14 protein-coding genes are annotated in these 19011 nt (G+C 65.6%); 6 read left to right on the top strand and 8 right to left on the bottom strand.

The features are described 5' to 3' along the window. Window positions 1-49 precede the first annotated feature (49 nt). From VGV07_RS27410 to VGV07_RS13535, 4 genes are all read left to right on the top strand, one after another. A complete protein-coding gene (locus VGV07_RS27410; protein WP_414649949.1) occupies window positions 50-886 on the top strand; it encodes a PadR family transcriptional regulator in 837 nt (278 codons plus the stop codon). A 258-nt stretch (window positions 887-1144) separates the two neighbouring features. Continuing rightward, the gene (locus VGV07_RS13545) at window positions 1145-4000 is read left to right on the top strand and encodes an FAD-binding and (Fe-S)-binding domain-containing protein (protein ID WP_326869263.1); all 2856 of its coding nucleotides are present in this window, start codon (window positions 1145-1147) and stop codon (window positions 3998-4000) included. A gap of 171 nt (window positions 4001-4171) precedes the next feature. Next, window positions 4172-5365, top strand: a complete 1194-nt coding sequence (locus VGV07_RS13540) for a class I SAM-dependent RNA methyltransferase (protein ID WP_326869239.1) — start codon at window positions 4172-4174, stop codon at window positions 5363-5365. Window positions 5366-5519: 154 nt separating this feature from the next. Continuing rightward, entirely contained in the window at window positions 5520-6929 is a 1410-nt protein-coding gene (locus VGV07_RS13535; protein WP_326869238.1) for a protein adenylyltransferase SelO family protein, read from the top strand. Window positions 6930-7101: 172 nt separating this feature from the next. Here VGV07_RS13535 and VGV07_RS13530 read toward each other — a convergent pair whose 3' ends face one another. Further along, complete coding sequence (locus tag VGV07_RS13530) at window positions 7102-9267, bottom strand: adenylate/guanylate cyclase domain-containing protein (protein ID WP_326869237.1); 2166 nt, start codon at window positions 9265-9267, stop codon at window positions 7102-7104. 23 nt (window positions 9268-9290) lie between these two features. Continuing rightward, window positions 9291-10073, bottom strand: coding sequence for a FecR family protein (locus VGV07_RS13525; protein WP_326869236.1), 783 nt, complete (start codon window positions 10071-10073; stop codon window positions 9291-9293). 189 nt (window positions 10074-10262) lie between these two features. On the opposite strand from VGV07_RS13525, the gene VGV07_RS13520 reads away from it, so the two are divergent. Next, the gene (locus tag VGV07_RS13520) at window positions 10263-10649 is read left to right on the top strand and encodes a DUF3307 domain-containing protein (protein WP_326869235.1); all 387 of its coding nucleotides are present in this window, start codon (window positions 10263-10265) and stop codon (window positions 10647-10649) included. A gap of 66 nt (window positions 10650-10715) precedes the next feature. On the opposite strand, the gene VGV07_RS13515 is transcribed toward VGV07_RS13520, so the two are convergent. The 5 genes from VGV07_RS13515 to VGV07_RS13495 all read right to left on the bottom strand — a co-directional run bounded on the left by VGV07_RS13515 (window position 10716) and on the right by VGV07_RS13495 (window position 16826). Further along, window positions 10716-11186, bottom strand: a complete 471-nt coding sequence (locus VGV07_RS13515) for a cyclic nucleotide-binding domain-containing protein (RefSeq protein ID WP_326869234.1) — start codon at window positions 11184-11186, stop codon at window positions 10716-10718. 241 nt (window positions 11187-11427) lie between these two features. Continuing rightward, on the bottom strand, window positions 11428-13239 hold the full coding sequence (locus VGV07_RS13510) for an IlvD/Edd family dehydratase (RefSeq protein ID WP_326869233.1): 1812 nt from the start codon (window positions 13237-13239) through the stop codon (window positions 11428-11430). Window positions 13240-13467: 228 nt separating this feature from the next. Continuing rightward, window positions 13468-14493, bottom strand: a complete 1026-nt coding sequence (locus tag VGV07_RS13505) for a LacI family DNA-binding transcriptional regulator (protein WP_326869232.1) — start codon at window positions 14491-14493, stop codon at window positions 13468-13470. Between the two features lie 26 nt (window positions 14494-14519). Next, window positions 14520-15806, bottom strand: coding sequence for a phosphopyruvate hydratase (eno, locus tag VGV07_RS13500; RefSeq protein WP_326869231.1), 1287 nt, complete (start codon window positions 15804-15806; stop codon window positions 14520-14522). A 6-nt stretch (window positions 15807-15812) separates the two neighbouring features. Next, entirely contained in the window at window positions 15813-16826 is a 1014-nt protein-coding gene (locus VGV07_RS13495; RefSeq protein WP_326869230.1) for a phosphotransferase family protein, read from the bottom strand. A 138-nt stretch (window positions 16827-16964) separates the two neighbouring features. Between VGV07_RS13495 and VGV07_RS13490 the strand changes: the two genes are divergently transcribed. Next, complete coding sequence (locus VGV07_RS13490) at window positions 16965-17687, top strand: SDR family oxidoreductase (RefSeq protein WP_326869229.1); 723 nt, start codon at window positions 16965-16967, stop codon at window positions 17685-17687. 107 nt (window positions 17688-17794) lie between these two features. On the opposite strand, the gene VGV07_RS13485 is transcribed toward VGV07_RS13490, so the two are convergent. After that, the gene (locus VGV07_RS13485) at window positions 17795-18781 is read right to left on the bottom strand and encodes a phosphoribosylaminoimidazolesuccinocarboxamide synthase (protein ID WP_326869228.1); all 987 of its coding nucleotides are present in this window, start codon (window positions 18779-18781) and stop codon (window positions 17795-17797) included. Window positions 18782-19011: the final 230 nt, after the last annotated feature.

The raw sequence follows: 19011 nt of genomic DNA, 5'->3' as shown, positions 1-19011 counted from the left end.
GAGGAAGCATATCTTCCGGCTATCGTAAGATATATCTTGGAGATGTGATATGCATGATCACGACCACAGGTGGGACCGGAACTGGCGGCGCATGGAAGCCATGGCGCGGCGCGGTTTCCGCAAATTCGGCAACTTCGAAGCCAACATCAATCCTGGCGACTGGGGTGGGTTCGGGGGCAATTTCCGCATCGGGCGGATGTTGGCTTCGGGGGACCTCCGGCTCGTGGCGCTGTTCCTGATCGAACAGCAGCCGCGGCACGGCTATGACCTGATCAAGGCGATCGAAGAGCATTCGAAGGGCTTTTATTCGCCGAGCCCGGGCATCGTCTATCCGGCGCTGACCTATCTCGAGGAAGCGGGCTACGTGACCTCGGCCGCCGAGGGCAACAAGAAGCTCTATACCATCACCGAGGACGGCCGGACGCACCTCAACGACAATCGCGAGGCGATCCAGTCGACGCTCGATTTCCTCGCCAAGGCAGGCTCGGGCATGGAGCACCTGCGCGAGCGCATGGCGAGCCAGGACTTTCCCTTCACGCCGGGGGAGGCGGAGCAATTCCGCGAGCGATTTCGCGGCATGGGGCGGGAGTTTGGCCGGCATGGCTGGTTCGGCGATCGCGGCGGCCCTCCGCCGCGCCCGGACCATCCCGAACGGCCCGACCACCCCCACCACGACCACGCCCGCCACCACGGCCGACCCGACCGTGATCTCGACGACGTGGCGCCGGAAGTGAATGATGCCCGCAAGGCGCTGAAGAAGGCGATCAAGGAAGCGATCCGTCGCGACCCCGAAGAGGATCGCCGGGTGGCGGAAATCCTGCGCCGCGCGGCGCAGGAAATCCGCGAGGGGCTTGAGGAAGATACGACCGAAGTCGACCTCGGCTAGCTCCGGGGTATTCCGAAGCAACGATAGACACTCCCGTCTGGCCGGATGCTTCCGACAGGCGGGAGTTTCGTCTTGGCAAACCGGTCTCGGGGGGCCTGGCGCTCCGCAAGGGCCGGCGATCAGCGAGCGCGATGGCGCCCACGACCAATGCCTCACTACCGCCCAGCTGCGAATGTCTCTAACATGCCAGTCAAACATCTTGCCCGGCTGCGAGATTTCTCGTTCCGGGCCTAAAGGGCGGATAGTGACGTGAACGAGATGGCCCCGATCGGGGTGGACCGGGCTGCGGCGACGCAAGGGGTGATCGCGCGGCTCAAGGATTTGATCCGCAAGGACCGGATCATGACCGACCCGGTGATGACCTACGCCTATTCGGGCGATGCCAGCTCCTATCGGCTGATTCCGGCAGTGGTGGTGATCGTCAACACCGAAGACGAAGTGCGGGCAGTGATCGATGCGGCCCGTGCGGAAAAGCTGCCGCTGACGTTTCGCGCAGCGGGGACGTCGTTGTCGGGACAAGCGATCACCGATGGGGTGCTCGCGGTGCTCGGCGATGGCTGGAAGACGCTCGAGATCCATGACGCCGGCCAGCGTGTGACGCTTGGGCCGGCGGTGATCGTCGCCAATGCCAACAAGGCGCTGAAGCCGTTCGGGGCGAAGCTCGGGCCGGATCCGGCAAGCCAGGCGACCTGCAAGATCGGCGGGGTGGTCAACAACAACTCGTCCGGCATGTGCTGCGGCGTTGCCTACAATACCTACCACACCATGCACCGGCTGCGGGTCATGCTGGTCGACGGCACGGTGCTCGACTCCGGCGATCCGGCATCGGTCGCGGCGTTTCGGGTGTCGCATGCGCCGCTGCTCGATGAGCTCAGGTCGCTGCACCAGAAGGTTTCGGCCGACCCGGCGCTGGTCGAGCTGATCCGCAAGAAATACCGGATCAAGAACACCGTCGGCTACTCGATCAACGCGCTGCTCGATTTCCACGATCCGATCGACATCCTGATCCACCTGATCGTCGGCTCGGAGGGCACGCTCGGCTTCGTTTCCGAGGTGACCTACAACACCATCCCCGAGCACCCATTCAAGGTGACCGGGCTGATCCCGTTCCCCGACCCGTACTCGTGCGCGCGCGCCATCTCGAAGCTGGCCAACGGTGGGGTGCAGGTGACGACCGGCGTCACCGCCGCCGAATATATCGAGCGGCGGGCGCTGGCGACGGTCGAGCACCTGCCGGCGATAAGGCCCTATGTGAAATTCTTCACCGATACCTCGCCGGTGATCCTGATCGACGTGACGGCGCCCGACCAGGCAACGCTCGAGGCCGAGACCGCCAAGGCCTCGGCGATTCTTGCCTCCGAGGGGGCGACGGACATCACGTTTTCGGCCGATGAGCATGTCTCGCATGGGCTGTGGGACGTGCGGAAAGGTTTCTTCGCCACCGGCGGGGCGGCGCGGCCGAAGGGCACCTCGATGCTGACCGAGGACGTGGCGGCGCCGATCGACCGGCTGGCCGATTTCGTCATCGATATGCGCAAGCTCCTCGACGAGTGCGGCTACGAGGACGCGATCATTTTCGGGCATGCGCTTGCCGGCAACCTGCACTTCCAGATGAGCGACAACTTCATGGACCCGCAGGCGGCGGCGAAGTTCGATCACTTTTCCAAGGAACTGTCGGAGCTGGTATCGGTCCGCTATGGCGGCTCATTGAAGGCCGAGCACGGCACCGGCCGCGCCATTGCGCCGTTCGTCGAGGCCGAGTGGGGCACCAAGGCTTATCTCATCATGCATGAGATCAAGCGGCTGTTCGATCCGGAGGGGCTGCTCAATCCGGGCGTGCTGCTCAATCCCGACCCGGATATCCACATCAAGAACCTCAAGCTGATGCCGCTGGCCGACGACATCGTCGACCTCTGCATCGAATGCGGCTTCTGCGAGCCGGCCTGCCCCAGCCACCATATGACGCTCAGCCCACGCCAGCGTATCGCGGTGACGCGCGAGCGGGCGCGGCTCAGGCAAACGGGCGAGGACCCGAAGCGGCTGAAGGCCATGGACGAGGGCTTCCAGTATGTGGGGCTCGACACCTGTGCGGCGTGCAACCTCTGCTCGCTGCGCTGCCCGGTGGGCATCGAAACCGGCACCATGGTGATCGGCGAGCGCGGACGGCGGCGGACCGATGGCGATCGCGGCGTCGCGCACTGGGTTGGCGGACATACCGCGGCGCTCGAGACCGGCATGAAGCTCGGCGTTGGGGCGCAGGCGCTGGGCCGCCGGATCGTCGGCAATGGCGTGGTCGATGCAGTGGCCGGCGCCATGCATGCGCTGGCGCCCAAGGCGGTGCCGCGGGTATCGCCGGCGCTGCGGCCGGGGCCTGGGGCACCCAAGCCGGTGCCGGCGCGCAACGCGCCGAACGGCCAGGTGGTATATTTCCCCTCCTGCGCGACGCGGATGTTCGGCGCGCCGACGCGCGAGAACGGGCTCTTGCCGACCACCGATGCGATGATCGAACTGATGTGGCGGGCCGGGTTCGACCCGGTGGTGCCGGAAAAGCTCGAGGGGCAGTGCTGCGGCCAGCCGTTCCTGTCGAAGGGCTTTCCGGAGGAAGCCGAGCGGGTCGGCGGATCGACCCGGCGCGAACTCGACGGGCTCAGCAATGGCGGGGCGCTGCCGGTGGTCACCGATGCCTCGACCTGCGCCAAGCATATGCGCGAGCACCCGGGGGAGGCGGCAGTGATGGATTCGGCGGAGTTCCTCATCAAGGAGATCCTGCCGCGGCTGACCATCACCAAGCCGCTGCCGGCGGTGGCGGTGCATCACAATTGCTCGGCGCAGCGGCTGAAGGAGCAGGGCGCCATCGAGGCGCTGGCTGCGGTGATTGCCCGGAAAGTGGTGGTGCTCGATGCCATCACCTGCTGCGGTTATGCCGGCGACAAGGGGCTCTATGTCCCCGAGCTCAATGCCCACGCGACGCGCTTTGCCAAGGCACAGATCCCCGAGGGGTGCGAGATCGGACTGTCGACAGTATCGACCTGCGCCACGGGGTTGAGCGAGCGGATGGGGATCCCGTTCGTCTCGATCGCCAGCCTGCTGGAGCTGGTGAGCCAACCGGTCTGAGACTTCCAGAAGGCCCCCTCACCCGCCGCTTTGCGGCGACCTCTCCCCCCAGGAAGAGGTGATGATGGGGCAAGATCGTGCCGCTGCGCACCTCTCCCTTGGGGGAGAGGTCGGCCGAAGGCCGGGTGAGGGGGCCTTACCGCTGCCAGTAAAGCCTGCTACGTCCGGTCCATGACAGAAGTACTCATCGACAGCATCGGCCAGCACGGCGACGGCATTGCACAGATCGGCGGGGAGCGGGTGTTTGTGCCGTTCACCCTGCCGGGCGAGCGGGTGGAAATCGCGCGCGAGGGCGAGCGCGGCACGCTCATCAGCGTCATCGAACCGAGTGCCGAGCGGGCCGAGCCGGTCAGCCCGTATTTCGGAGTTTGCGGCGGCTGTTCGCTGCAGCACCTGAACCGCGAGACCTACGCCAGCTTCAAGCGCGGCCTGGTCGAGATCGCGTTGCAGCATGCCGAGGTCGAAACCGTGGTGCAGCCGCTCCTCGACGCGACCGGGGCTGGGCGGCGGCGGGCGACCTTGCATGTGCGCAAGACCGGGGCCGGCTACATGCGGGCGAAGAGCCACGAAGTGCTCGATATCGACGCCTGCCCGATCCTCGTGCCGACTTTATCGAAGCACGCGCCGCGGATCGCCCGGGCGCTGCAGCCGCTGGCCGGCGATTGCGACGTTTCCTTCACGCTGACCGATACCGGCATCGACCTCAGCATCAAGTCGGAACGGAAGCTGAAGTCGGTGGCCCTGGCGGAGTTCGCGCGGGCGCAAAAGCTGGCGCGGCTGACCTTCAACGGCGATGCGGTCTACATGGCGCGCCCGCCGGCGATCAAGATGGGCAAGGCCATGGTGGAGATTCCGCCTTCCAGTTTCCTGCAGGCAACGGCGGCGGCGGAAGAAACGCTGGCGCGGCTGGTGAGCGAAAGCGTTGGCAAGGTGAAATCCGTGGCCGACCTGTTCTCGGGGGTCGGGCCGTTCGCGCTGCGGCTGGCCGAGGGGGCGCGGGTGTTTGCGGCCGACAGCGACCGGGCAGGTATCGCGGCGCTGGTCAAGGCGGTGAACCACGTGCAGGGGCTGAAGCCGGTGGACGCCAAGGTGCGCGACCTGTTCCGCGACCCGCTGGCGCCGATCGAGCTCAACCCCTTCGATGCGGTGGTGTTCGACCCGCCGCGGGCCGGCGCCGAAGCGCAGGCGAAGGAGCTGGCGCGCAGCACCGTCAAGACAGTGGTCGCGGTATCGTGCGAGCCCAAGACTTTCGCGCGAGATGCGGCGATCCTGATTGCCGGTGGATATCGGTTGGAGAGCGTCGTGCCGGTGGATCAGTTCGCATTCTCGACGCATGTCGAGGTAGTGGGGGTGTTTCGGCGGTGAGCTTCACAGGCTTCAGCACCTGGGGCGCACCCCCTCCCAACCTCCCCCGTCACGGGAGAGGTGCCGGCCGGTGGTTGTGGCTTGGTCGTGCGTTCAACTGGATGTGGCACCCTTCCCCTGGCGGGGAGGGATGGGGAGGGAGGCGCGGCGAGCGATGACCCATCCCTTCAAGCCCCGTACCACCCATGCCGAGCTGGGTGAGGGCTATTTCGACAAGGTCAGGGCGGCGAGCTTCCCGGAGCATATCCTGCGCTACCGCAACCAGCGGGCGGCGGCGTCGGTGGGGCTGGATGGGCTGACGGACGAAGAGTGGGTCAGCCATTTCGGCAAGTTCGAGCCGTTGCCGGGGTCGTTCCCGGAGCCGCTGGCGCTGCGCTACCACGGGCATCAGTTCCAGACCTACAACCCAGATCTCGGTGACGGGCGCGGCTTCCTCTATGCGCAGCTCGAGGACCTGAGTGACGGGCGCCTGCTGGACCTCGGCACCAAGGGCTCGGGGCGGACGCCGTGGTCGCGTGCCGGCGACGGGCGGCTGACATTGAAGGGCGGGGTGCGCGAAGTGCTGGCGACGGCGATGCTCGAGGCGCTCCAGGTGAACACCTCGAAATCGCTGTCGCTGATCGAGACCGGCGAGGAGCTGCAGCGCGGCGACGAGCCGTCACCGACGCGCGCGTCGGTGCTGGTGCGGCTGAGCCATGGGCACACGCGGATCGGCACCTTTCAGCGGCTCAGCTACCTGAAGGAAGAAGAGCGGCTCAGGTCGCTGCTCGACCACTCCGTCAAGGCCTACTACCCCGAGCTCTGGGTCGAGGGCGACAATGGGCGGGCGGCGAAGTTCCTCCAGGCGGTGAGCGAGCATGTCGCCGAAACCGGAGCGCGCTGGATCGCGGCCGGGTTCGTGCATGGGGTGCTCAACACCGACAATATCAACATCACCGGTGAGAGCTTCGACTACGGACCGTGGCGGTTCCTCCCGACCTATGATCCGGGCTTCACCGCGGCCTATTTCGATGAGTGGGGGCTCTATGCGTTCGGCAAGCAGCCGGACACGCTGGCCTGGAACCTGACGCGGCTGGCCGAGGTGCTGCTGCCGCTGGGCGAGCACCAGGAGATGGAAGCGGCCCTGAATCAGTTCTGGCCGGCGTTCCAGCGCTCGATCTGGCAGGCGGTGCTGGAGCGGCTGGGGCTTGAGTCGCTCGGCGTCGAGGCGGACGCGCTGCTGGTGCAGGAAGTGTACAATTTCCTGCGCGAGACGCAGATGCCATACGAACAGTTCTTCTTCGATTGGCGCGGCGCCGACGGTGCGCGGGCGATGCGAAGCCCGGCGTCGGACCACTATCGCGGCCCGGCCTTCGAGACGCTGGCCCAGCTGCTTACCGCGCACCCGGCGGCAGCCAATGCCAATCTCGACCATCCATATTTCAAGCGCGACGTGCCGCGAACCATGCTGATCGATGAAATGGAAGCGCTGTGGTCGCCGATCGCCGAGAGCGATAACTGGCGGCCGCTTTACGAGGCGCTGGGCGAGATCGAGGAAATGCGCGAGGCCTATGCGGGGGAGTGAGGGGCTCTGACTCACATAAGGCCCCCTCACCCGCCGCTACGCGGCGACCTCTCCCCCAAGGGAGAGGTGGTGCAGAGGCTCGATTCTGCCACAGCTCACCTCTCCCTCGGGGGAGAGGTCGGTCCGAAGTACCGGGTGAGGGGGCCTTTTGCAGAGATGCATTCGGTCTCGGTCAAGCCGCCGGAGTGATCGGCACCACCGTCTCAGTGGCGACGAAATCCATGCGACGGCCGGGGAGCAGTTCGTAGAATTTCCTGAGGCCGGGTTCGAGCTTGGCCGATAGCGCGAGACACTCGGCGATGGCGCCGCGGGTGTCGCGACCGGTGCGGAGCGCCTCAAGCGCTTCGGCGTGCGTGGCTTTCAGCAGGCTGAAGGCGCCGGATTTGGCGAGATCGGCGTCGCCGACCAAAAGGTAGATGACAACGCGCTCGGCCTTGCCCTTGAGCGCCAGTGCCCCGGCTTCGAGGAAGGCGAAATCAGCGACGATGAGACGGACCGGATCGGCGACCAGGATGTCGTAGCCGACTTCCTTGCAGGCGCTCTCCACCCGGCTGGCGACGTTCACCGTGTCGCCGAGGGCCGAGTAATCGAAGCGGGTCTCGAGACCCATATTGCCGACCAGCGCTTCGCCGGTGGAAATGCCGATGCCGATGCCGAGTTCCTGCACCGCGACTTTGTCGGCCTTGAGCAGGAATGCATCGTTCTGGTTCAGCTCGGCGAGCTTCTGGCGCATGCCGAGCGCGGCGCGCAAGGCCTTGCGCTCATGGTCGGGGACGTCGACGGGCGCGTTCCAGAACGCCATGATGGCGTCGCCGATGAACTTGTCGATGGTGCCCATGCGCCCGACGATCTCGTGGCCGAGCGCGCCGAACAGCGTATTGAGGATCGCCAGGATCCGACGCGGCTCGAGCTGTTCACTCAGCGAGGTGAAGCCGCGCATATCGGAAAACAGCACGGTGATGCGGCGTACGTCGCCGCCAAGCTTCAGCCGGTCGCCGTTCTTCTCGATCTCGCTCAGCAGCGAGGGGGCGACGTAGTAGCCGAAGGCGCGGCGGATCTGCTTTTTGGCCCGCTCGGTGGTGAGGAAGCGGAAGAACACCAGCGCCAGATAGAGCAGGGTCAGCCCGATCAGTGGGTAGCTCGGATCGAGCATGAAGCCCTCGGTGATGAACATCCACCAGGACACCCCGATGGCGACACCGAGCGCCAGAGCTCCGGCGGCGATGCCGACCAGCGGTCCGAGCAGCAGGACCACCACAACCATGAAGGCGCCGAGCGCCAGGAAGCTGACGATCTCGAGGCCGGCGATCCAGTCGGGGCGGCTGAGGTAGGTGCCCGAAAGGATCTGCTCGATGGCCTGCGCATGGATGGTGACGCCGGCGACATTGTCGCCCAGCGTGGTGTTGTGGAGATCGAGCAGGCCCGATGCCGAGGTGCCGATCAGCACGATATTGCCGGCGATGCGGTCGCCGAGCTGCTGGTAGTTGGGACCGAGCAGGTCAGCGGCAGAGACCAGGAGGTCCGGGTTGGGTCGGCTGTAATAGAGCCAGAGGTCACCTTCGGAGGTCAGCGGTACGGTAAAATCGCCGAGCCGGATACTGTCGACATAGCCTTCGGCGGCGGTATCGCCGAAGACCACCACGGTGCTGATGCCCATGGCAAGGCGGAGCGCCTCGACCGAGAGGGTGGGGAACAGCTGGCTGCCATTGGTCCACAGCATCGGGATGCGGCGGACGGCGCCGGCCGAGAGCTCGGAATTGAGGCTGAGGGCGGCGAGGCCGGGAGCCGCATCGCGGAGGATCGGGATCGGCGCTGCGGTGCCGGTGAGGAACGGGATGCGCTCGCTGGGGTCGGGGCCGGAGATGGCAAAGCCGGCCTTCGGGCTGCCGGTCAGCGGCCGGCCGGAAGGGGTGCGCGAGAAGCCGAGGATAGATGGCGAGCGCGACAACGCGGCGGCAAAGATGGCATCGTAGTCCGGGAGCGTCGCCGCATCGATGCCGGGCAGGCCCGCCGCGATACGGCTCGGCGACATGCGGTCGATCTCGGGGAACAGCACGTCGAAGCCGACGGCGGCGGCGCCCAGTTCGGTCAGCCGGTCGGTGACGGCGGCGAGGCGATCACGCGGCCAGGGCCATTGGCCGAATTCGGCGAGCGCGGCTTCGTCGATATCGATGACGCGGACCGGAAAGTCCCCTTGCGGACGCGGATGCAGGCGCTGGTAGAAATCGAAAGCGATCTCGCGCAGCACCTGCACCGGGAACGGGTCGGCGATACGCAGGGCAGTGAGCAGCACGACAATGACGAGGCCGGCGAGGATAGGCAGCAGGCGTCGGAGCATCGGGGTGATCTTGTCCTGGTGGGTTAGCCTTTGGGGCCCGTCTGCAGCCCCGGCTGCTGCCGCGACGGTCGCTGCGGCACTTGCGGGTCGCTGTCGGGGTTGCCGGCGCCGGCATCGGTCTGGTTGGGGACCACGGCGCGGTTGAGGCATTGGCGGGCCTGCGCCACCCAGAATGGCCTCAGCAGGTCGCTTTCCGAGACGGCCCAGGGGAACATGCCGCGCATCGAGGTGCGCTCCGCGCCGACGAAATCGTCGGTGTTGCCGAGCAGCCGGGCGTCGGTCAGGTCGGCCATGCCGACATCGCAGAAATCATCGACCGTGATGCACTTTCTGGCCGTGTTGCACATCACCACGGCGCCGTGGAACAGCAGCAGCGAATAGTGGTCCTGGTGCACATTAAGGTCGAAGGCGGTGCCGCGCACGCCGACGGTGCCGGTGGGCGTGGTGATCAGGTAGCGATCCTTGGGAGCGCCGCCGGTGACGAAACGGAAGGTCCCGGAAAGGGCGTTGATGGCGAACTTGCCGCCCGAGCCATCCTCGCGCAGCAGGTAATCCTCGATCACCAGCGCGGAACGCGGACCGACCACCAGCTTGGTCTTGTCGGAAAACAGCAGTTGCACCAGGCCTTTGGCGTCGGTGACGACGCGATCGCCGATGAATACGTCGGTGCCGACCACCAGGGTCTTGGCGCCGGATTTGTCTTCGAGCCTCGCCGCGGGATCCACACCCATCGCCTTGCCTGAGGCGGCGAGGGCCGGTTGGGCAACCAGAAGCAGCAGAACGATCGAGGTAACCAGCCGCAGCATCAAGACCTCCCGACGGGACAGACGTCCGGCGCGGACCACCTGCCACGCCATCCATGAACGCCGGCTGAACGGCGCTGTCGCGAACCTAACACAGGACTAAACTCTGCGCTTGCCTCAGACAACCGGAGGTTGCAAGCATCGAGGCTCGGGTTGAGCCGTGGGGGCGTCATCCCGCAAGGATAAGACCGAATGGTCGGACTGTTCTTTCTGCTGTTCATCGGACTGGAGCTCAAGCACTACATCGCCGACTACTTCCTGCAGCCGGGATGGATGCTGAGCGGCAAGGGCGATTTCCGCCAACCTGGCGGTTACGCGCATGCGGGCGTGCATGCCGGTTTGACGGCGCTGGTGCTGCTGCTCGCGGGAACGCCGCTCCCCTGGCTGGCCGGAATCGTGGTGGCCGAGTTCGTGGTGCACTACCTGCTCGACTACTCCAAGATCCACTATTCGCGCGGCGTGCATGTCGACACCCAGCCACGGCGGTTCTGGAGCCTGCATGGGCTCGATCAGATCACGCACCAGCTGACCTATGCTGCGATCATCTATGCGGTGCTGCTGAGCAAGGGCCTGGTGTAGGTCGTTACTGGCACGTCTATAAGTGCGTGGGGGCCCCACGCGCAGAGGTCGGTCTCGTGTAAGGGCCTACTTCCGCGAGCGCTTGGCGTGCTTGGCTTCGTCGGGCTTTTCGATCAGTTGAGCGAGGATCTTGTCGACGAGGTCGAGGTCTTCGCGCTTGCCTTCCGACTGCTGCTGCAGATCGACCAGGTACGAGGTGGTGTAGTAGAGCCGGCGGGCGAGGAGCGTCGCGACATAGAGCGCGATCTCGGGGTTGCCGCCGAGGAAGCTGATGGCGTCGTCGATCGCATAGGCCTTGACGCTGGAGAGCGCCTTGACCGTGGCGCTCGAGGGCATGTCGAGCAGCACTGCCATCTCGCCGAAGATCGAGCCGGGCTCGTCGATGTAGCTGACCTGGGTGTCCTTGCGAAGCACTTCGACCTGGCCCTCGATCAGGACGAAGAGCTGGCCTTCCTGGCCGCCCTCGCGGATCAACACCTGGCCGGGCTTGAAGGTCTGCGCCTCCCGCCCTTTGCAATAGTCCAGAATATCAGACATCGAGCCCTCACCCGCCACTAGAGCATTTCACCGCTTCGTCGAATCGTTGTGATGCTCTAAGTCTTTGATATGTCACGCTTCCGAACCGGAAAGGTCTGCAACCTCTCCTGAAAGCGCTCCAGCGCATCGATAGTGCGCTGACCGTCACTTGTTCGTCAAACATTGCGGCGGCTTGTTGGCCCATCGCAACGGCCGGCGCAAGAAGAAAGGGGCCAATCTTGATTGGCCCCCTCGGATTTGATCAGTGATTGTCGCGGGGGAGCCCGGCAGTCTGTGCCAGGCGCTGGTAGTTCACCGCGTTCTTCAGCACGCCACCGGCACCAAGCTGGTCGACGATGCCGCGCTGGATTTCCTGCCACGGGGTCTGATGCGCCGGATACTTGTAGCCACCGGCGGCATGCAGTTCGGCCCGACGCTGCTCGATCTCCTCGGCGGAGATGAGGATGTCGGCTTCGCCCTTGTTGAGGTCGATGCGGACGCGGTCGCCGGTCTTGAGGATGGCGAGGTTGCCGCCGGCCGCCGCTTCAGGCGAGGCATTGAGGATGGAGGGCGAGCCCGAGGTGCCGGACTGGCGGCCATCGCCGATGCAGGCGAGCGAGGTGATGCCTTTCTTGATCAGGTAATCAGGCGGCCGCATGTTCACCACCTCCGCTGCGCCCGGATAGCCGATCGGGCCGGCGCCGCGCATGAACAGCAGGGTGTGCTCGTCGATTTCGAGCGAGGGATCGTCGATGCGGTGGTGGTAATCCTCCGGCCCGTCGAACACCACGGCCTTGCCCTCGAAGGCGCCCGGATCCTTCGGGTCGTTGAGGTAGCGCAGGCGGAACTCCTCGGAGATCACCGAGGTCTTCATGATGGCGTTGTCGAAAAGGTTGCCGCGCAGCACCAGGAAGCCGGCTTCGGCCTTCATCGGGTTGGAGAACGGCCGGATGACCTTGTCGTCCTGGATGGTGGTGTCGCGGCAGTTCTCGCCGATGGTCTTGCCGTTGACGGTCGGGGCGTTCTCGCGGATGAGGCCCTGTTTCATCAGCTCGTTGACCACCGCCGGCACGCCGCCCGCATGGTAATAGTCTTCGCCCAGGTACTCGCCGGCCGGCTGCATGTTGACCAGCAGCGGCACCTTGTGGCCGTGCTTCTGCCAATCATCGATGTTGAGCTCGACGCCGATATGGCGGGCGATGGCGTTGATGTGGATGGGAGCGTTGGTCGAGCCGCCGATCGCCGAGTTTACGACGATGGTGTTGATGAAGTTGTCCTTGGTCAGGATGTCGGAGGGTTTGAGGTCCTCATGCACCATCTCGACGATGCGCTTGCCGGTACGCCAGGCCATTTCCTGCCGATCGCGATAGGGCGCCGGGATGGCGGCCGAACCAGGCAGCTGCATGCCGAGCGACTCGGCCAGCGAGTTCATGGTCGAGGCGGTGCCCATGGTGTTGCAGTAGCCGGTCGAGGGGGCGGAAGACGCCACCAGCTCGATGAACTGCTCGTAGCCGATTTCGCCGGCAGCCATCATCTGACGGGCCTTCCAGACGATAGTACCCGAGCCGGTGCGCTCGCCGCGGAACCAGCCGTTGAGCATCGGGCCGACCGACAGCGCAATAGCCGGGATGTTGACGGTGGCGGCGCCCATCAGCATGGCCGGGGTGGTCTTGTCGCAGCCGATGGTCAGCACCACGCCGTCGAGCGGATAGCCGTACAACACTTCGACGAGGCTGAGATAGGCGAGGTTGCGGTCGAGGCCGGCGGTCGGGCGCTTGCCGGTTTCCTGGATCGGGTGAACCGGGAACTCCATGACGATGCCGCCGGCATCGCGGATGCCCTCGCGCACGCGCTTGGCGAGCTCGAGGTGGTGACGATTGCAGGGCGAGATGTCCGAGCCGGTCTGGGCGATGCCGATGATCGGCTTGCCGGACTGCAGTTCTTCGCGCGAAATGCCGTAGTTGAGATAGCGCTCGAGGTAGAGCGCAGTCATGTCCGGGTTTTCCGGATTATCGAACCAGGCGCGCGACCGGAGCTTCTTGCCCGCGTTGGTCTCGCCTTTACCCGAACTCATAGTGATCTCCTCAAATCAACAGGCTGTCTCGACGATCCATAGCCCAATCCCGGCGGACTGGGCAGGCATTCCTTCGATTGAGGGAGGATCGTACCGGAGGCGATGATAGAGATCGGGATGTCGGGTTGCAATGGGCGGGATAGCGCCCGCATCAGCCTGGGCGTCCCGCGCCGGCCTGTCAGTTGCGGTGTCGCGAATGCGGCAACCCGCTTGCGGAGGATTAGGGGATCAGCCCAGCGTGCTGGCGCGGGCGACGATGCTGATCGGCTGCAGCACGATGGGGTTGGCGATGGCTTCGCCATTGAGGCGCTTGATCAGCATGCGTCCGGCTTCGCGGCCCATCTCGTAACTCGAGACCTGCAGCGAGGTGAGCGAGGGGCGGACGTGCTGGGTGAACTCGAGGTCGCCATAGCCGGCGATGGCGACCTGGCCGGGCACGGCGATGCCGCGGTCGAGCGCCCTGGTCATGGCGCCCGCGGCGAGCACGTCGGTACCAAAGAAGATGGCGTCGCAGCCGGGCAATTGCTCGAGAATGGCATCGAAGGCCCGCGTGCCGTCGGCAAAGGTGCGGGTGCCATCCATCGGGTGGATCAGCTCCAGCGTCAGGCCGTGCTTGGCGAGGCCATGGCGGAAGCCTTCGATGCGCTGGGCGGTCCGTTCGATGGTGTGGCCGCTATAGGCGACCTTGCGGAAACCCCGTTCGCCGAAATGCTCGCCCATCAACCGGCCTGCGTCATAGCTGGACGAGCCGACCAGCATGTCGATCGGATCGGGGCGGTTGCCCCACATCTCCATCACCGGGATGCCGAGCTTCTGCAGCGCCTGACGGGTCTTGTCGGCGCGCACCACGCCGGTGAAGACGACGCCGGCGGGGCGAAACGGCAGCACCGATTCGACCACGTCGATCTCCAGCATTTCGGAATAGCCGGTCTGGGCGAACATCAGGTGGTAGCCGCTACCCTCGACAGAATCGACGATGCCCTGCACCGAAGTGGCGAAATGCGGATTGAGCAGGCTGGAGACGAACACGGTAATGACGTTGGAGCGGCCGGAGCGAAGCGAGGAGGCGAAGCGGTTGACGACATAGCCGGTCTGGGCGACGGCCTCGAGAATGCGCGCCCGGGTCTCGTCCTTGACCTTGTCGGGGTAGGACAGGGCGCGTGAGACGGTAATCGGCGAAACCCCTGCAACGCGAGCTACGTCTTCAACGCGAACCGGCCGGCCCGCGCCATTTCGTCTATCTGCATCCCCCAAACCCAGTCCCCCAAACTGCCCTTCGACTAAAGCCGCGGAATGGCAAAACGCCAGTAGCGCGGTGCTACGTAGTAACCCTCAATGCGGATCACTTCATTCCACTTTGCGGTCCGTTCCGAGCGCGTCATCGAGCCGACCTTGATCTGGTCGGACATCAAACCGACGGCCAGATGACTGAGCGTCACATCTTCACTTTCACCGGAGCGGCCGGACTGGATGGTATTCCAGCCGACGGCGCGGGCGCCAGTGCTTGCCGCAATCAATTCGGTCAGGGTGCCGCACTGGTTCGATTTGAGCAACACCGAATTGCAGCATCCCTGTGCTGCGGCAAGGGCAACACGGGACTCGGAACTGGTCAGATAGTCGTCACCAATGATCTGGATGGACTTGCCGAGGCGTCGGGTGATCTCGGCAAAGCCTTCGTCATCGTCCTCGGCGAGGGGGTCTTCGAGCGAGACGATCGGGTAGGCAGCGACCCAGGACTGCAGCAGTTCGATCATCCCGAGCGTCGACAGCGCCTTGCCCTCGAGCGCCAGGCGATAGGCGCCGTCGGCGAAGAATGAGGTGGCGGCGACATCGAGTGCGATGCCGATATCGACGCCGGGGCGCAGCCCGGCAGTCTCGATGGCACGGGTGAGCAGTTCGAGCCCATCCTCGTTGGCGGTAAAATCCGGCCAGACGCCGCCCTCGTCGGCGACGCCGTTGAGCTTACCCTGCTGCACCATGGCCTTGCTGGCCGCCATGTAGACCTCGGCGATCTGCTCGGTGGCTTCGGCGAAGCTCTGCGCGCCGACGGCAAGGATGAGGAAATCCTGGATGTCGATGCGGTTGCCGGCGTGGCGGCCGCCGCCAAAGATCTGGATCATCGGGGCCGGGATATGCTGCGCCTCGGGATCGAGTTTGCCGAGGCGCCGCAAATGCTGCCAGAGCGGGATCCGTTGCTCGGCCGCGGCAGCCCAGGCGATGGCCGAGGAGGTGGCGACGATGGCGTTGCCGCCCAGCCTGGTCTTCTGCGGCGTGCCGTCGAGTTCGATCATGGCATGATCGGCGGCGGCCTGGTCGAGGGCATCGAGGCCGACAAGCCGGCCCCGGATCTCGCCGTTTACCGCGGCCAGCGCCCCGTTGACGCCGTAGCCGCCCAGCCGCCTGCCGCCATCGCGCTTGTCGAGCGCTTCTCTGCTGCCGGTGGAGGCGCCAGAGGGAGCGATGGCGCGGCCGATGACGCCGCTTGCGAGGGTGACTTCGACCTCGACGGTGGGGCGGCCGCGCGAGTCCCAGACCTGGCGGCCGAGAATGGTCTTGATGGCTGACATAACGCGTTATCGATCCTGGAATGAACGGAGACGGTCGAGCAGATCGGCGATGCTGGTCGGTGGTCGGCGGATATGGGGAATGGCGAGGTCACGGACGACCTGGCGATTGGCGTCGCTGAGATATTCGACCGGCGATTTGCCGTCGACGCGGGCGAGCATCAGGCAGGGGAGGAGGGCCGCGACCCGGGCATCGGTGGTGGCGCGCAACGCGACCGGGAAGTGTGCAAGCCAAGTGGCGGTGAAACTTGTTGCCTGGTCGAGCAAGGCGGCCCTGAGCGCCGGCAGGTGGATGGACTTCAGCACCAGGTGGTTGAGACAGAAGGCAGCGTCGAAGGCGGGATCGCCATACCAGGCGCATTCCGCATCGAGCAGCACGGGGTGGCCATCGGCATTGCTGATCAGGATATTCTTGGGGCTGACATCGCCGTGGACGAGGGCCAGCTTGGTGTTTGCAGTGGTGGCGAGCACCGTGAGGATGCGTTCGGCCAATTCGGGGTGGCGGCCGGCGGTGAAGCGCAGGTAGGGATCGAGGCGCAGCGCGTCGATCAACTGGTCAGTGGAGAACTCGGCGGCGGCCGAGGGGTCGTTGAGCGTCGCGGCATGGATGCGGCCGAGCGCCTCGGCGACGGCGGTAGCGACTGACGGATTGGCGCGGCCGGCCAGCAGTTCGGCCTTCCACAGCACGTAATCCTCGGCCGGCAGGTATTCGAGCAGCGCAATGCCGTGAGCGCGATCTTCGCCGATCACCTCGGGGGCGGCGCCCGGGACAATGGCGTTGGCGCGGCGCAGCCAGGCGACTTCATACTGATTGCGCTCGAGCGGCGCCTGCCAGTCGGTCGCGACCTTGAGCTTCGAAAGCGCGCGCTTGGCACAGTATTGCCGGCCATCGGGTAGCCGGACGCGCACAATATCGGACGAAACACCACCCGTGAGCGGGGCGATTTCCAGTGTTCCAGTGGCGTCGATGCCGGCAGCCGCAAAGATCGGGGGAAGCAGCGCCTCCCAGGTCAATTCATCCATAGTGCGGGTCCCCTCGCTGATCCTGGTATGGTACCACACGGGCGGAATGGGACAACGACCGGGCTGTACCGCTTTGGTCGCGCAAGCAACTGGACGGAAAGGGAGAAAATGGGACGGCTCGAGGGGAAAGTTGTGTTCATGACCGCGGCGGCCGCCGGCATCGGCGGGGCGGCGGCGACCGCCTTCGCGCGGGAGGGCGCGCGGGTCATCGCCACCGACCGCGATGCGGCCGGCATTGCACGCAAGGGCGAAGAGCTGAGGGCGATTTCGGCCGGGCACGAAACCTACGCGCTCGACGTCACCGACCACCTGGCGCTGCGCGCGGCGGCGGCCCGGCACCATGGGGTGAACGTCCTCTATAACGGCGCCGGCTGGGTGCATCAGGGGATGCTGGGAACCACCACGCTCGAGGAGTGGCAGCTGAGCTTCGATATCAACGTGACGCCGATGTTCGTCCTGACCCAGGCGTTCCTGCCGGCCTTCATTGCGCAGGGTGGGGCCAACATCATCAACGTCGCCTCGGTGGCTTCGTCGATGAAGGGGGTGCCGAACCGGGTCGCTTACATGTCATCCAAGGCGGCGGTGATCGGCTTCACCAAATCGGTGGCGTTCGACTACATGAAGAACAATATCCGGGCCAACACCATCTGCCCCGGCAGCGTCGACTCGCCGTCGCTGCACGAGCGGGCGCACGCGCTGGGCGACCATGACGAGGTGTGGAAGACTTTCGTCGCCCGCCAGCCGATGGGCCGCATGGCGCAACCCGAAGAGATGGCGCATCTCCTGGTGTATCTCGCCAGCGACGAGAGCGCCTATGCGACGGGTTCCAACTTCGTGGTGGATGGCGGGATCACCATGTAGAGGCTGTGCCGGGTCGTTCGTGGCATGCCTTCCGATGACAAAGGAATTTGCCTGCCAGTTCGACGCCGGCCCTGTTGGCCCGGCACCTCCGCTTCGCTGCGACGGTCTCAGCGCGTGTGGAAAGCCGCCAACGCCGCAAGCACCCGCTCGGTTATCGAAGGCGTTGGCGGAGGCGGCTCGAAGCTGCGCCCGGTGATCCGCTGGTATGCCTCGACATAGGTGAGCGCGGTCTTCCAGATCAGTTCATCGGGTATCTCGGGGATCACATCGCGGTAGGGGTCGCAGCGCGCCGCGACCCACTCGCGGATCACGTCCTTGTCGAAGCTGTGCGGACGCTGTCCGGCGGCGAGGCGTTCGGGGTAGGTGTCGGCGCGCCAGTAGCGACTGGAATCCGGGGTGTGGATTTCGTCGGCGAGGCGGAGAGTCCCCTCGGCATCGAGCCCGAACTCATACTTGGTGTCGGCAAGGATCAGGCCGCGCTCGGCAGCCAGCGCCTGGCCGCGGGCGAACAGGGCAAGGGCGGTCTCGCTGACCTTTCGCCATTGCGCCTCGGTGAGCAGGCCGCGCGTGAGGATTTCGGCTTCGGTCAGCGGCTCGTCATGTGCCCCATCGGCGGCCTTGCTGGTGGGGGTGATGATCGGGGTTTCGAGCGCCTGGTTGTCGGCGAGACCATCGGGCAGGGTCTGCCCGTACATTTCACGGCGACCGGCGCGATACATGGTGAGGATCGAGGTGCTGGTGGTGCCGGCGAGGTAGCCGCGCACCACGATCTCCACCGGCAGGATGTCGAGCCGCCGGCCGACGACGATGTTGGGGTCGGGGGTGTCGAGCACATGGTTGGGGCAGATATCGCCGGTTGCATCGAAAGCCCAGCGGGCGATGCCGTTCAGCACCTGGCCCTTGAACGGGACATGGCAGAGTACGCGATCGAACGCCGAGAGGCGGTCGGAGGTGACAAGGATGCGGCGGCCTTCCGGGAGGTCGTAATTGTCGCGCACCTTGCCGCGATAGAGGCCGGGGAGGCGCGGGTCGATCGCCTCGCGCAGCACCTGGTGGCGACTGGCCAGAAGCCTCGCTTCGTCGATCGTAGGCATGGGGTCTCCCTGGGCGCTTGATGCGGTCGTACGGCGCCGCTTCCCATCGCATGATCGGCCGCCATCCGGAAGACTCCGGGCTGTCGGTGCTTTGTCACTTCTGGCCCCGACAATGTCAGTTGCGGCAATCGTCGCCGATCGGGGGTGAGCTTAGGGTCATCACATCGCGGCGGACAAGGGTTCGCCCAACCAAGGAGAGACCCAAAATGACCAAGACCATCGTTCTGATC

Origin of the sequence: Devosia sp., assembly GCF_035944845.1 — a bacterium.
Classification (GTDB): domain Bacteria; phylum Pseudomonadota; class Alphaproteobacteria; order Rhizobiales; family Devosiaceae; genus Devosia_A.
This window is presented reverse-complemented; position numbering and strand designations above follow the sequence as displayed.